12 protein-coding genes are annotated in these 13,847 nt (G+C 51.8%); 6 read left to right on the top strand and 6 right to left on the bottom strand.

Going from position 1 to position 13,847, the window contains the following annotated elements; all coding sequences use genetic code 11:
• Nucleotides 1-3: 3 nt before the first annotated feature.
• Nucleotides 4-204, bottom strand: coding sequence for a hypothetical protein (locus KU306_RS16805; RefSeq protein ID WP_074796172.1), 201 nt, complete (start codon nt 202-204; stop codon nt 4-6).
• Between the two features lie 356 nt (nt 205-560).
• Entirely contained in the window at nt 561-1,253 is a 693-nt protein-coding gene (locus KU306_RS16810; protein WP_258303448.1) for a nucleotidyltransferase domain-containing protein, read from the bottom strand.
• 317 nt (nt 1,254-1,570) lie between these two features.
• Here KU306_RS16810 and KU306_RS16815 point away from each other — a divergent pair, with 317 nt between their 5' ends.
• Together KU306_RS16815 and KU306_RS16820 are read left to right on the top strand one after the other, a co-directional pair.
• Nucleotides 1,571-2,203 carry a rhomboid family intramembrane serine protease gene (locus KU306_RS16815; protein WP_258303449.1) on the top strand — a complete coding sequence of 211 codons (633 nt, stop codon included), beginning with the start codon at nt 1,571-1,573 and terminating at the stop codon, nt 2,201-2,203.
• 165 nt (nt 2,204-2,368) lie between these two features.
• Complete coding sequence (locus KU306_RS16820; protein ID WP_258303450.1) at nt 2,369-2,893, top strand: hypothetical protein; 525 nt, start codon at nt 2,369-2,371, stop codon at nt 2,891-2,893.
• Nucleotides 2,894-3,560: 667 nt separating this feature from the next.
• Here KU306_RS16820 and KU306_RS16825 read toward each other — a convergent pair.
• Nucleotides 3,561-4,808, bottom strand: coding sequence for a Cdc6/Cdc18 family protein (locus KU306_RS16825; RefSeq protein ID WP_258303451.1), 1,248 nt, complete (start codon nt 4,806-4,808; stop codon nt 3,561-3,563).
• 319 nt (nt 4,809-5,127) lie between these two features.
• On the opposite strand from KU306_RS16825, the gene KU306_RS16830 reads away from it, so the two are divergent.
• Entirely contained in the window at nt 5,128-5,751 is a 624-nt protein-coding gene (locus tag KU306_RS16830) for a hypothetical protein (RefSeq protein ID WP_147301801.1), read from the top strand.
• 176 nt (nt 5,752-5,927) lie between these two features.
• Entirely contained in the window at nt 5,928-6,155 is a 228-nt protein-coding gene (locus KU306_RS16835) for a hypothetical protein (RefSeq protein ID WP_258303452.1), read from the top strand.
• Here KU306_RS16835 and KU306_RS16840 read toward each other — a convergent pair.
• Together KU306_RS16840 and KU306_RS16845 are read right to left on the bottom strand one after the other, a co-directional pair.
• Nucleotides 6,152-6,775, bottom strand: a complete 624-nt coding sequence (locus KU306_RS16840; RefSeq protein ID WP_258303453.1) for a DUF429 domain-containing protein — start codon at nt 6,773-6,775, stop codon at nt 6,152-6,154. The genes KU306_RS16835 and KU306_RS16840 overlap by 4 nt on opposite strands.
• Nucleotides 6,776-6,928: 153 nt before the next feature.
• Nucleotides 6,929-7,552 carry a hypothetical protein gene (locus KU306_RS16845; protein ID WP_258303454.1) on the bottom strand — a complete coding sequence of 208 codons (624 nt, stop codon included), beginning with the start codon at nt 7,550-7,552 and terminating at the stop codon, nt 6,929-6,931.
• Nucleotides 7,553-8,373: 821 nt separating this feature from the next.
• On the opposite strand from KU306_RS16845, the gene KU306_RS16850 reads away from it, so the two are divergent.
• A complete protein-coding gene (locus KU306_RS16850) occupies nt 8,374-11,370 on the top strand; it encodes a helicase-related protein (protein WP_258303455.1) in 2,997 nt (998 codons plus the stop codon).
• A 221-nt stretch (nt 11,371-11,591) separates the two neighbouring features.
• Nucleotides 11,592-12,353 (top strand): CBS domain-containing protein, encoded by a 762-nt coding sequence (locus KU306_RS16855; RefSeq protein WP_115891826.1) that lies wholly within the window; start codon nt 11,592-11,594, stop codon nt 12,351-12,353.
• A 13-nt stretch (nt 12,354-12,366) separates the two neighbouring features.
• Here KU306_RS16855 and KU306_RS16860 read toward each other — a convergent pair whose 3' ends face one another.
• A complete protein-coding gene (locus tag KU306_RS16860) occupies nt 12,367-13,710 on the bottom strand; it encodes a DNA cytosine methyltransferase (protein ID WP_258303456.1) in 1,344 nt (447 codons plus the stop codon).
• Nucleotides 13,711-13,847: the final 137 nt, after the last annotated feature.

Consider the following 13,847-nt stretch of genomic DNA (forward strand, 5'->3'; position numbering starts at 1 on the left):
AGCTCAGACGTCGAACCCATTTCGCCTGAGTGCCTCTGCCAGCTCCCCGTCAGGGTCAGCCGAAAACTCAACCAACGATGACTCAGGTCTTGTTGTCGTATATAATTCAGAGTCAATATTGTCAGGAATCTCGTTCGTGTGCGTCTCATCGACAACTGCAACTGATATTTTTGGTCTCGTGTCCGCGTCTTTTGACTCGCTCATTAATTGATGGTACAGGGAAGCGATGTTTGGATTTTGCCATTCGGGTATCAAACTTTCTCTTGGAGGACGAGTGACACGTCCTCACCGTATCTGACGACCCCGATCTGGTGGAGCCAATTAATACCAGACGTAGCTGTCTCCTCACCAACTCTCGATTCGACTGTCCGTTCGGGAACTCCTTCGTACAGGTCATCATCGTATTCGGTTTCCGCAAGTAGTCGAATACACTGAGCGACCCGTTCACCGTCCACCGTCCACGGTCCGCGAGTGCAAACGTTCGATCTCATCTTGGATGTCGAATGAGTACCCCTGCTCTTTGAGACGAGCCAGTTTGTATGGCTCGTGGATCGGATCTGTTACTCATCGAGCTCACCGTGGAAGACCATCTTTCGGACTGTTTCAAACTTCTCGGAGTCGTAGACAACGAGCCCACCACGGAGTACCTCTCGCAGTTCCTCAATATAGGTCGGAATCGCAGGCAAGGACTCGACGTCGATATGGTATTCGTACCAGCCTTTTTCGAATTTCTGCTCTTCGAGATCCTGTCGAACACGGTTTGCCGTTCGCTGATTCACCGTTCGATCTTCCTCAACGAGGACCCATAGGTCAATATCACTTAGCCGGTCTGCGTTCCCTCGTGCGACACTTCCGTAGAGGAAGATGCCAATGACGCCGTCGAGATTCTCGACTAATTCGTTGGTTGCGGTGCGGACAGGTGGCTGGAATTCTGATTGGGGGATCTGAAGAAACAAGTCGTCCGGTCGTGACAACCGGGTTCGGTTGACGTGTACAAGTCGCGTGTTCCCTTCACGGCGGTCGATTACAAGGTTGTTTGCAGTCAATACGTCCACCGCCTTCGAAATACTTGGCTGGGAGTAATCTACAGCGTCAGCTAATTCAGTGATAGAAAACGAGTCAGCGTGATAACAAGATAAAAATAGAAGCACTTCGTGGGCTGCTTGGCTTTTGAATAAATTCGCGTCTTGTGCTGGAATATCGAGTGATATGCTTGTCCCCTCTCTATGGGTAGTATTCGTGCTACTTTGCATACTGAAGAGCGATGACTCCCGTTTACTTATACTTTATATAAAAATAGAGAATTTACTTAAGTAACCTACTTGGTTGAACTTGTCCAGATAGCCTCGCTTAGGTGGAAAAGTGCCAGTATGATTTTGACGACCAACCCGAAGCTATTCTACAGGCAAAGGGGCGGTCTCTCAGCCCGGTGTTCTCGTCTTACTTTCGGCTCTAGGTAGTTCTCGGAAGTTCCAACGGTTGTTGGTGAACCCTGGATTGAATTAATCAAGTCTCAGGGGACTTCGTATTGTGGTTCACGCTTATATGTCTCAAAAAAGTCAGTATTATTGTGTCTCTGGGAGTTAGGAATATTCAGAAGAGATTGAGATACTGGCCGACACTAACGCTCGCATTCATCATTTCGTTCGCAGTCGTGTATGCGGGGCAGTTGCTCATTGATGGAAGCCTATCGAGAGATGCCGGATATCAGACTGCGACTATGGTGAAAAACACTGTCGGCAATGGGTCGGTCGTATTTTCGTGGTTGTTTCATTCTACCCACGCACATTTCATCGAAAACCTCGCCATCTTCTTTCTCACAGGATGGTGGATCGAGAACCGAGTAGATGACGACCGGTTCATTCTCGGCATTGCTGTCGCTCTTGGGATCGGTGCGAACGTGGCCGCTGCTCTAATCTTCCGAGTTCCTGGTGCAGGAATCAGTGGGATTACAACCGGATTAGGTTTGATGATAGCTCTGGGAGCGTTCGAAGGATTGTTCGATTCTACCGTTCGTTTGACAAAGGCCATTCCCGAGTTCACACTCTCTGTGTTGTTCGTCCTCTGGAGTGTTGGCGGTCTTGGACAACTCCCAGCTGGGACTGCTGTCGAAGTCCACATTCTCGGTGCAGTGTTAGGTGGCGCTTGGTATGCAACGGAAAAAACTCGCTATGACTTCGGCCCCCACCAACTCCGGATATAGTCCGTTCTCGGAAGTACCGATTCCACCTATTTTCTCTCGTGTTACTGCTATGAACGCTGCGTTGAATATTGACGGTATATCCTGCACGGTCAGTTTGGGTTAACCGCCATTACACACGCCACCCCCTACCCAAGAGTACTACCCAAGTAAGACTGATTGACAGGTATGCTGATTGACGCGCTCGTCAGAGTGTTCGGGGCCAATCTTCCGATTGTCGCCTTGCTATTTACCGGGATGGCAGTTGAGAAATACTACGTGAGCCGCGTCACAGTGTTCACGAACGTGCTTGCGTTGAATATGTCGTTTTTGAGTCTCGACCAGGCACCTTGGCTCCTTGTTTGGTATGGTGACCTTGGACTACTACTCGGACTGTACGGGTTCGCAGCATACCTCCTGAACGCAAAAACGTCGATTCTGTATAATTTTCCGGCGTACTCGTTGTACTCGTCGTTCCCAGTTGCCCTTGTGATCCTCGTGGGCCCGGACGAGTGGCTTGCAGCATTGGTTCTCGCGTCAACGGTGAGCTTGGCTGCGGGATTCGTATTGGAAGAAAAGCTCGGGCTTGACATCGCGCACTGGGGACCGCGACCCGGGCAAGTGAGCCGCTTCATCCGGACAGCCACGATGGAGTACGTCGATGCATATGGTGTCCATCAAAAAGTCGACTTAGATGTCGGACTCAAGCCGTGATACATACCGCGGCCGAGCTTATCACTTAGTGAGTGAGACATTTGATCCGGCCATTCGAAGGTATCGTACTGCGCTAGTTGCATACTTGTCTAAATTAATACCACAGTACTCACGCCCCGTATGTCGAATGTAAATACTCGAAATAGATGAGATGGGGCGCTCAGGTCTCCGGTTGGGAACTACTGTGGTTGTGTCGATTTTCCACTTATGATGTTTGCTGATACTTACAACCGACGGAGGATGTAAGCCGAATATCCTGAATCGAGATCCACATCGGTGAGTCTACTAGAGTGAGAGTGGTGTGATTCACACTTGCAGTCGATACAGTTGCTCTCGACCGTGCTCTTCAACGATTTACTTTCGACAGGTGGGGTGTGACTGCACAATTTCCACACCCCCACCCCGAATTTCCGACGTTCTTGTGTGAGTGTGAATTAAACCTGCAGTGGGCGGGACTACAGTCCCTCCCAATTCAAAACTGAAAGGCAACTAGTGAGTGGTTTTCAGCGCATATGTGATAATGTTTGCTGCCGAAATAGAGGCGGAAGTCTCCTACCGGGGAGGACCTGACAAAGAACGTCGGAAATGAGGGGTGTGTGTGACCCCTGCCAGTCGAAGACACTGATTACGACTTGAAGAACGTCGGAAACGAGGGGTGGGTGGGATGCTATTCAGAGAGGGTTGTCGTCGATTCGTCAACGTTGGCGAATCGGTCGTCCGTCATCGCGATTTCGTGGACGATCTCGAGGTCGTGAGCGGGCTGTAAGCCGGCGTAGATGGTGATGCCGCCCGCTCGCCCCTGATTGTCTTTTCGCGCGTCGAGTACGTCGAGGAACGCTAGGTTGCGGACGAAGTCTCGCACGCGACGCTCGGTTCGCGGCTCCACGCCGATCACCTCGCAGAGGTCGGCGTACGCCGCGTAGATATCGCCGGTCGGGAATTCATCGCGCCCTGTCTGCTTGTGGAGGGTCGTAACGGCAGCGAGTGTGGTCTTCTTCTGGACCGTCAACCCCCCGATGAGATCGTGGAATCGGTCTTTCTCAGCTTCCCGACGAGCCTCCCGAACGTGCTTCTCGGTAACTGTCTCACTGTCTTGTTGCTGTGCGAGCATCCCCGCATTTCGGAGGATGTCGATAGCCTGTCGGGCGTCGCCGTGGTCCTGGGCAGCGAGCGCGGCGCTCAACTGTATCACACCATCCTCAAGGACTCCGTCTCGGAACGCATCACGCCGGTGTTCGAGAATCGACCGAAGCTGGTTCGCATCGTAGGAGTGGAAATTGAGTTCTCTGGGCTGAAGCGACGACTTCACGCGGTCGTTGAGGTTCTCCGCCCACCGCACCTTGTTGGAAATGGCGACGACGCCGACGCGACAGTCTGTCTTTCCAGTCTCACGCGACCTCGACAGCGACATCAACAGGCCATCGTCCGCTTGCATATCCGCCTCGTCAAGAATGATGAGTACGACATCGTAGAGTTCGTCGAGAATGGCATAGAGACGCGTGTAGTAGACACTTTTCGACAGGCCCATCTCCGGGACTGATACACCGGTCCGGTCTTCGTCGTTCAGCTTCCGTGCGATGTGAGACACGGCCTGTGTCTCCGTGTCGTCGTCGCTACAGTCGATATACGCTGTCCCGATGCGGACGCCTTCGGCCATGCTCTCGGCGACCGTCGAGACGTGCTTCGCGACGAGGCTCTTGCCCGTCCCGGTCTCGCCGTAGATGACCACGTTCTCCGGTGACTCGCCATCGATAGCTGACCGGAGTTGCATCGAAAGCGCGCGAATCTCGTCATCGCGACCGACGATGCGTTCCGGTTGCGGGACGTGGTCGACGTCAACGAGAGTCTTCTGCTCGAATATTGGATCCGGCTTGCCGAAAATCTCTGCGGCAACGTTGCCGCTCTCGTCGTCCATGTCTGCCACGTCCTCACTATTAGGTAATAAAGACAACCCCTTGTTTCCAACGTTTATTCAGTAGTAGAGGGCCTGTGAACGATTCATACGCCGACCAGTTGGGGAAGTGACCAAATGCCACATTTCCAACGTTCTTGGTTCGTTAGCTGGTGGGTCTGAATGTGGGTTGTTGTCTCTTGTTCGGTGGTGCAACTGACTAGAGGCTGCCATTCCCTTTAGTGGTCAAAAATATAGATGCACATCTCAGACAGACGCTCGTACCGAATTGGTTTCACCTGTCTGTGTCAATTTATAACATAGCTTGGAGCCAATCAAAAATATGAGCGAAGTAATGGCTATTGAAGGAATCGCTTCTGACTTAGCCCGCCTACACGGATATCATACCGAAATCCGTGTTCCGTACATTAAGGCTGATAGTACCAAGAATAGTCCGGGAGATATCGATGTTCTGGGAATAAATCAACATGGTGAGACAATAGCGATTGAATGCAAAGCCTTCGGAGAGCCCTATGCTTATCCAAACTGGAATACTGAGAGGCGAACAAGCGACATTCGCGGCTACATTGAGGAATTAGTACATGATTGTGGGGATATCTTGGACACGCGTTTCGAGCACGTGGATTCAATTGACGAAATTTGGATTGTGTTTAAAGGATTTTTTGCGAGTGAAGAGGATCCCAGAAGAACGGTTGTCAAGCGAAGTAGAGAGGCGTTCACAAACGAATTGGAAGCCGAATTTGGCGTCTCTATTCGATTACTCCCATCGCACGTGTTGATTCAAGAGTTAATCGAAACCGTGGCCATTGATATGGATTTTCGACGCCGGCGATATGCGTCACCTGCTATGGAGATGGTCAGACATCTCTGTGCTGTTGCTCTCCATCGTCCAGAAGAGATCTCAACGATATCCGACTCACTGATGGAAATTTCCGACCGAGATTAATCCAGACCAAGCAGTCGCCAGTTGAGATCCACTGGTCAGCTCTCCGCCAGCGACTTCGGTTCGTCTGTCCGATTGGCCACGTCGACTGGAGGTACATGGGTGCAACTTGGTGCGTCTCGTGTGCTCAGCAGTATGCGAATGGGTACGTGGTCGGTGACGAGCCGACATACAAGTGGATGAGCGATCAGAAGAATGGACGGTCAATCGCGATATCGCAGATGAAAGCGGTCGAGTATCTCTCGGCTATCCAACCCACCTGGATATACGATCTCCATCGGGATATTATCGAGCAATTCGTCTTTCTCAGGGTTCTGTTCATCGGGAAGTCTGGGGTAATCGGCATCTACGTTCCGGGGCTGGAGGTCGATTTTCGCGGCTGTGACCGCGAGGACGGCAGCATCTAGGACGTCGTCGACGCGTCCCTTCGAAATCCGGTGGTGCCACTTGGCACCCCCCCCAATCGGTTTTCGACGCATTTCCTGACCTTAGTATATACGCTATTGAGCAACTCTGAGTCTTGAGTTGCTTCTTTGAGTATCTCGACTCTATCGACAATGCCGTCAACGTCACTCCTCGGCGAAATTTTACCTTCACTCATGCTGGCGTAACAGATCTCTGGGTGACTCTCGTAGATCTTGTTTCGGGCGGCGGCGTTCTCCTGAAGGAAGACGTCGACTTCGAGGATTCGGGGGAACAACCACCAGCTCTGGCTGCCCAGTGAGTTGTCGTTGCATTTTCTGGCTGTCTCGTAGTCGTCGGTCTCAACGACGTTGCGTGGTGGAATCGTGAAGACCGTACTCGAACGACTGCTGAGAAATTCCTTGGCGGCGTTATCGCAGGCTCTTGTGCCGCTCTCCGGGAGGCCAATAGGGATGTCGACGAGAATCGACTGGATGTCGGCTCTCTCCCCGTGCCTCTGCCAGACGTTGAATATTGACGGCTCGGTGGTCACGATCGGTTCATCGGTGGCTTCAACGACGACCCAGCAGCCATCGGCCCAGTCGACACCGAGGTAGGATGTCATATTTGGGTACTCGTCCAACGGTGATGTCGAACAGACATCAAAGTATTCGTGGCTGTGAGAATGTTCATGCTTGCTTGGGAATTTGTAAATTTTTCTGACAACAATGTAGACGTCAAGACACCATCCACAAATTCCTCAACTTCGGGTGATGTGTTAGGCTCTTACGTTGTATGTTATCTCAATATCCACTTTCTTTGGTTCTTGTGTTTCAGTACCACCAACTCGGTTAGTATTATCGATGATTATTGCCCAGGTACCTGCTGGCAGACGACCCTTAGCAGTGTGACGCGTAGTCTTGAACCCAGTCGTGCCCTCGTGATACCGAATATCGCCGGTTGAAGCAAACCGGTCGAGATTCTTTTTTGAGGTTACCAGTACGTTGATTGGATTACCATTTAGCACTTCTACATCAGCATCAAGTACAGCTGGTTTCTTGAGAGAAAATTGGAAGTGCGTGTACGAACCGGGAGCTAACGAATCATGGTCATAGCCTGAAAACAATTCACTGTTATCACTCGAGTTTGTAGTAGTAGAATTTGAGCTCCCGCTAACAAGGTCGAGCAAGACTAGTACTCCACCAAGAATCCCAGTTCCTGCTCCTACAAGCTTCATTATTGTATACATTTCATATTGGGATTGCTCAGAACTGGAGAGTGTTCGAATCAACTGTCCTCCCGTAGTCTGGTACTCAGCTACGCCTTGCTGACCGATCATATACAGACTAACACCGATTAGGAGTAGTACAATCCCAAGAGTACCTCTTAGCCGGATTCCCATGTTAAATATGTTGAATGTATAGATACTTAATGTGTTCTCAAATTTTTGGTTGCTAGTGGAACATTTGTACCACCTACACATCTCGTGGTATTACTGGCGACAGCGAGGAGCACGCTGCCACTCTCTTTCGAGACCTATTCTTTACACACAGTGATCGAGATATAGAGAAATCTCGAGTCGAATCGGCTGGACGGCACTATTCGACGGACTTAATTGTGGCTTGGCGATGGACCTCTATGCCATCATCGGAGTTGATCGCGTGGAACCACAGACGTTGTGGTGGGATGGCGGTAGAGTGGGTGTGGTAATCTTCGGAGAGGCGTACTCTCCGTTGTTGGTCGTGAACAACTAGGGCGGTTGCAAGCGGTATTCCTAGCAGTACTCAGGAGATCTCATGTATGAATAGGAGTCGTACGAGTAATGGACGGGCTCAAGCTGTTAGGTCATCCGTGGCTAATCACAACAGGTGTGATTACATTCGTATGGTTTCTAGCTGAGTCAGTGGTCGATGTGGTGGTAGCATTCATCTAAGTCTTCGATTATTCATATCTAATTGCGAAAGCAGGGGTGAATGTTGAGGGCAGTCACTATCTGTTTACTCACCGGTTAGATGATATTGTAACAAGGGGAGACAATTCTGAGATGAGTTTTGATTGCTGTTGGAATGGTGGCAGCCAAACATCACCGAATGAGGACAGAGTCATGATGACACAATCAATGGGTACAGCCTCTCAGTTCGGTGGGCAATGACGTATGTGGGTCCAAAACACGCCGCACAAATTAATATAATAGAATTGTTAAATACACATGGATATTACAAAATGTCGACCGGCTTTAGAGTAGGTGATCAGGTAGCCTTCTACGGCGGGGAAGGGAACGTCGTCGATATATCTGAAGGAATGCTTCGAGTATTGACGGGCTCTGGCTCAATTCGAGAGGTTCCGATGACACTTCCAATGCTACGAAAAGTCGGTGTGTCTGAGGAAGGTGACCTCGTTGATTTCCTTGGAGGCCGAGCTACTGTTGTCGCGTCTCAGTCACGCGAAAACGGTCCTGATTTACTGTATCTTCGAACTGAGGATGGTGAATTAAAGAAAGTACCTGCAGACGCACAGGGACTTACACCTGGGAAAGCAATTGGTGACCGGTTGGCGACAGGCGAGTTTGATGAGCCAGTCCGGTTTAGCCTTCGAGAGCGGGCTGCACGACTGAGTCTTGCGTATCGATCAAATCGATTTCTCAGTCTCTCAGGCAATCGGATTCGTATTGAACCATATCAGGTTGATGCAGCACACCGTGTACTAACCGCATATGAGCCACGGTTCCTCATTGGTGATGAGGTCGGCCTCGGCAAAACAATTGAAGCAGGAATCATCATCGAGGAACTAATTGCCCGTGGGCGTGCGAACCGTGTCCTGATAATCACCCCTGCGGGACTACGCGATCAATGGCAAGATGAGATGCAAGAGAAGTTCGGCCGAGAATACATTGCGTACGATCGGGGGTACGTCGACAGCCTCCGTGCTGCACAGCCGGGAAAGAATATTTGGACGCATGATGATCATGTCGTGGTGTCAATTGACTTTGCAAAACAAGACGATATGTTGGCGGATCTCCAGAATCTCAAACATTCGTGGGACGTAGTTGTTATCGATGAAGCACATCATCTAACGGCCCGCGAGAGCAGTGATGGGGTCAAACGGGTTGATCGATATCGCGTTGGAGAGGCAGTTTCTCACAATACCAATGCACTGCTGTTTCTGACCGGAACACCACATAAAGGTAAACAAGACCAATTCTTCCACTTGCTTCGACTGCTTGATCCATATCGGTTCCGCGGTCCCAGTGATATCTCTCCAGAGAAACTTAGTGATCTGATGATTCGACGTGTGAAATCAGACAAGAGTATGATCGATGCTGAGGGTAAACCGATGTTTCCAGGCAGGAAAATCACAACTTTACCGGTCTCATTGACTCCTGAAGAACGTCGACTCTATGACGACCTCACTGAGTACATCTCAGCAATCTATACCGCGAATGTTGAAACGGATCGACATGCGGCGGGGTTCACGATGGTCATTTATCAGAAACGCCTTGTTTCAAGTATCAAAGCAATTGCAAACTCATTGCAGAAACGGCGAGATGAACTCGAAACCAAAACGCTCGTTTCCAAAGATATTGCTACCCGATTGTACAATGTCGATGATTCTGTAAAGACCGAAGGTGATGTCCTCGACCAGCTCATTGCCGCCGCAAATTCAATTCCTGTGGATTCAAAAGGCAGACGGCTGCGAGAGTTTGTTCGTCAAGTCCTCAGGGAGGACCAAAGTGAGAAAATATTGCTGTTTACTGAGTACACAGACACGCTGGAATATCTCCGAGACGACGTCCTTGCCGACGTCAAGACAGTTGAGATTCATGGCGGGATGAATCAAAGCGAGCGGCATTCAGCTATCAAACGCTTCAAGCAAGATGCTGCAGTGATGCTCGCGACGGACGCCGCCCGGGAGGGACTGAACCTCCAGTTCGCGCACATCATGGTCAACTACGACCTCCCGTGGAATCCGACGCGAATCGACCAACGCATCGGTCGACTCCACCGCTACGGACAGGAACGAATGGTCGAGATCCGTAACCTGTTCGTCGACGATACCCGGGAGAGCGACATCCTCGAACTGCTGCTGAACAAGCTCGATGAGATCGAGGAAACGCTGGGCATGAGTTCGGATGTCCTTGGTCTCGTGCTGGAGAACGTCGACCTCGAGGAGCAGATCATGACCGCTATCGCGCAGAAAGACAGTACGGACTCAATCGCTGCCGATCTTGACGCGATCGTCGAAGACCAGGAAGAAGCTGTCCGCCGCGTCGACGAGGAGTTGCTCATCCGTGACCGCTTCGACCTGAGCGAAGAGGACCGGGAAATCCTCGACATCATCGACGAGAGCGCAGAGGACACGATCAGTGAGGCAGACGTGGAGTATCTCGTTCGGACCGTATGCAACGAGTTCGGTGGTCGGATCGTCAACGTGCGGTCCGGTCCCGCCGATGACGGTGGCGACGTGTTCGACCTCGTCGTCCCGGACCCGATCTCGGGGGGCGAAGTAAAGGACCGGTACGATGGCGCAACCTTCGACCGGAAGAACGCTGTCGAAGACGAGTCACTCGAATTCATCGCCCTCGACCACCCGGTCGTGCGGTCGATGATGCAGTTCTGTCTCGACAGCGACGCAGTCGGTGGACAGACGGCCGTTTTGACTGGCGGGAGAGACCTGGCAACACCGGGACTACTCTGTCACTTCCGGGTGGGATATCTCTCTGGAACAGGGGACACAGTCACCGAGCGCCTCGTCCAGGTCTACGTGACTCCAGACGGCGTTGAGCAGACCGGCGAAATAAACATCACTGGTGGTCTCCCGCCTTCTGCCGCCAACGACTATCCCGCCGTCGAAGCGATTTCTGAGTGTTCTGACGAGCTCGTGAAACGCGCGGAGGCTGTCGCATGGGCGGTTATAGAGGACCTGGCAGCCGAGGCACGAGAAGACCGACAGCGAGAGGCCCGAATTCGACGTGAGCACACGCAGAAATACTTCGAGTACCGCATCGACGATCTCGAGGAGCGGATCGAGCGTTTCGAAGAACGTGACACACAGCCGGATGAAGACATGCGCATCGTTCTTGCGAAGGCACAGAGCCAGCTCAAGGAGTTGAAGAATGAACGGGATGCGGAGCTGGCGAGACTTGAAGAGGAAGAGCAGGTAATTCCTGACGAACCAGAGCTGATCAACATGGCTGCGGTTGTCGATGCCTTTGATGATTAGCCCCGTCTCTAAATCCCCGGAAAACTCCGCTTGATGCCTTGCGTGACGAGCTTCAGATGGACACCGGTAGGTTGTACTAATAAAAGTGGTCGTTTTCGCGGACCAGTCGATTTCGGCTGAACACCGGTATAAGCGCATTGAGCAACTCCTTGGATAATCAGTCCAGAATTGGATTTCTGGTGAGCCGTCGATATTTTCTGAAAGGGATTCATGTGTACTACATGATGTTTGATACAGTTGGTGAGATCGAAGCCCCCGAGTTTGACACCGTTCCTGCGGAGACAAGCCTGCGAGATGTAATCGAAAAGATGCTGACAGAGCAATACTCCCAATTCGGTATCACTCGTGGTGGTAAGCTTATCGGGGCGGTATCATATCAGTCGATTGCGAGAGCACTGGTTGCGACTGACGAACTGTTCGACTCGCCAAAGAGACTGAGCAACCGAACCGCTGAACTCGCAGTGGAAAAGCCACGGATAGTCGACCACGACGACGAGTTCAATACGCTGTTCAGCATTCTTGGCGAACGCTCATACGTGCTCGTGGACTCCCCAGACGGATACAGAATCGTCACTGACTACGACATCCGCGAATTCTGGAGAGAGTCAACCCAGCCCTTTCTGTTGATTGAGGGAATTGAGAACGCAATCCGTAGCATCATTCGGGATGTCTATGGTAACGAGGTCCCGGAGGTGTTAAGAGATCTCTCCTCGGATTCTGACCATCTACGTCTCGTTGAGAGCCTTGACGAGTGCAGCTTCAGTCACTACGAGTTCCTGTTTTCAAAAAACTGGAGCGACGGGTTCGACGAGTTCTTTCACGAGCGACAGGATTTCGTCCGACAGCTGGTCAGCCGCATTGGAGAGCACCGCAATCGCCTCTTCCACTTCCGTATCGAAGACCGAGGCGAACTTGATCTTGACATAATCGAGTTTGCTCACGGATACATCACCGCTGTCTCCGACAACCAGCGTCCTCGGTAGGTCCTCCGAGATATCACTTAAGAACTTCTTCTCTGACCGCATGGCCCACAGCGTGCGCCAACCGTGGTGGAACGGCGTTGCCGACAAGTCGATACGCGTTCGTCCGGCTCTCGGGGAACCAGTACGAGTCACGAAATGACTGTAACCGCGCGGCCTCTCGGACAGTGAGTGACCGAGCTTCAGTGGGGTGGATAAACATGTGACCGTCCTTCTGAATATGCGCCAGAATGGTTGATGCCGGCTTGGAGGGGTTCTGTTTCTTGTACTTGTCTGGGAAGACATCATCGCGGTAGGGTTGGATCTCTTGGCTCACGTCCCCGATATTCCATCCGACGCCATGCCCGAGCAATTTGTAGATGGAGAGATCTAGGTGATTGTGCCACCGACAACTGTGGTTCTGTAGCGGTTGCTCGTCCCAGTCTTCACCTTCCGGGATATCGCGTAGCCACTCCTGATATGGCGATACTGGTGGTAGAGTGTATTCTGTCGCTTCACTTGGAGGCATCTCTCCGCCAGGCGAGACTGGAGGCAGGTCCATGATTGCGTCCGCAACCGTTACGTATGGCCGTCTGGCTGTGTCTCCCCGGGTGAAGGGTGGAACTGCTGGATCTGTACTGAACGTGGTCTGAGAGGACTCTTTGAATGCCCCTGGTGTGCTCCTGACACTTATTTTTCGTTCCCTCTCGTTCTTCGGTTCGCGATGTGTTTTCCATCGCTTCACGTCGGGGAATGTGTCGCCCTCGCGTACCCCGATGAAGAAAACGCGCTCCCGATGCTGGGGAACCCCGTAGTCAGCTGCGTCGACCACTTCCCAGTCAGCGTGATATCCGAGCGCGTCTATCTCCTCAAGGATGATCTCTGGAACCGGTGTTTCCTTGCCGACCGGCTCTCCAGTAGACGCTGAGACTGTCGGTAGAGACTGCTGAATCGTGTCTGTTTCGACGACGGCGGTATCACTGAGCAGGCCAGTAACGTTCTCCATGATGAAGGCTGCTGGCTCAAAGTAGTCGACGTATCGGAGGAAGTCGCGATAGAGGATATTCCTGTCGTCGTTTTCGGTAGACCTATTTTTCAGCGATCCAAGTTTTGCTCGTCCAATGGTAGAGAAGGACGGACATGGGGGTCCACCTGCCACAAGGTCGAGTACCCCCGGTTCGATGTCGGGCCCGTCTATCGCCGGGTCAGTTTCACGAATGTCATCTTCGACTACGTGACTGCCGTGGTTACGTCGGTACGTTTCGACGGCCGCAGCGTCGCTGTCGATTGCCCAGTGTACTTCGAAACCCGCATTCTGGAGTCCCTGTGTGAGCCCTCCTGCCCCGCAGAACAGATCGATTGCAGATGGCCGCTCTTCCATTGTTTGTAGGATTGTGAGGCACCGCCAAAGCAGTTCGGAACTAAGGAAGCTTCCAGACCTATCGGTAGTGAAGCAGAGAGCGCGGTCGCTCAATCCGGTGGATACTGTCTATACTTCAACCCAAATTGTTGGGTTCG

The sequence above is a fragment of the Haloferax larsenii genome, from assembly GCF_024730625.1.
Classification (GTDB): Archaea; Halobacteriota; Halobacteria; order Halobacteriales; family Haloferacaceae; genus Haloferax; species Haloferax larsenii.

Bases quoted from the DNA above. Each gene is read 5' to 3' on its own strand.
- KU306_RS16805 (WP_074796172.1), bottom strand. From the start codon at position 204: ATGAGCGAGTCAAAAGACGCGGACACGAGACCAAAAATATCAGTTGCA.
- KU306_RS16810 (WP_258303448.1), bottom strand. From the start codon at position 1,253: ATGCAAAGTAGCACGAATACTACCCATAGAGAGGGGACAAGCATATCA.
- KU306_RS16820 (WP_258303450.1), top strand. From the start codon at position 2,369: ATGCTGATTGACGCGCTCGTCAGAGTGTTCGGGGCCAATCTTCCGATT.
- KU306_RS16825 (WP_258303451.1), bottom strand. From the start codon at position 4,808: ATGGACGACGAGAGCGGCAACGTTGCCGCAGAGATTTTCGGCAAGCCG.
- KU306_RS16830 (WP_147301801.1), top strand. From the start codon at position 5,128: ATGAGCGAAGTAATGGCTATTGAAGGAATCGCTTCTGACTTAGCCCGC.
- KU306_RS16835 (WP_258303452.1), top strand. From the start codon at position 5,928: ATGAGCGATCAGAAGAATGGACGGTCAATCGCGATATCGCAGATGAAA.
- KU306_RS16840 (WP_258303453.1), bottom strand. From the start codon at position 6,775: ATGACATCCTACCTCGGTGTCGACTGGGCCGATGGCTGCTGGGTCGTC.
- KU306_RS16845 (WP_258303454.1), bottom strand. From the start codon at position 7,552: ATGGGAATCCGGCTAAGAGGTACTCTTGGGATTGTACTACTCCTAATC.
- KU306_RS16850 (WP_258303455.1), top strand. From the start codon at position 8,374: ATGTCGACCGGCTTTAGAGTAGGTGATCAGGTAGCCTTCTACGGCGGG.
- KU306_RS16855 (WP_115891826.1), top strand. From the start codon at position 11,592: ATGATGTTTGATACAGTTGGTGAGATCGAAGCCCCCGAGTTTGACACC.
- KU306_RS16860 (WP_258303456.1), bottom strand. From the start codon at position 13,710: ATGGAAGAGCGGCCATCTGCAATCGATCTGTTCTGCGGGGCAGGAGGG.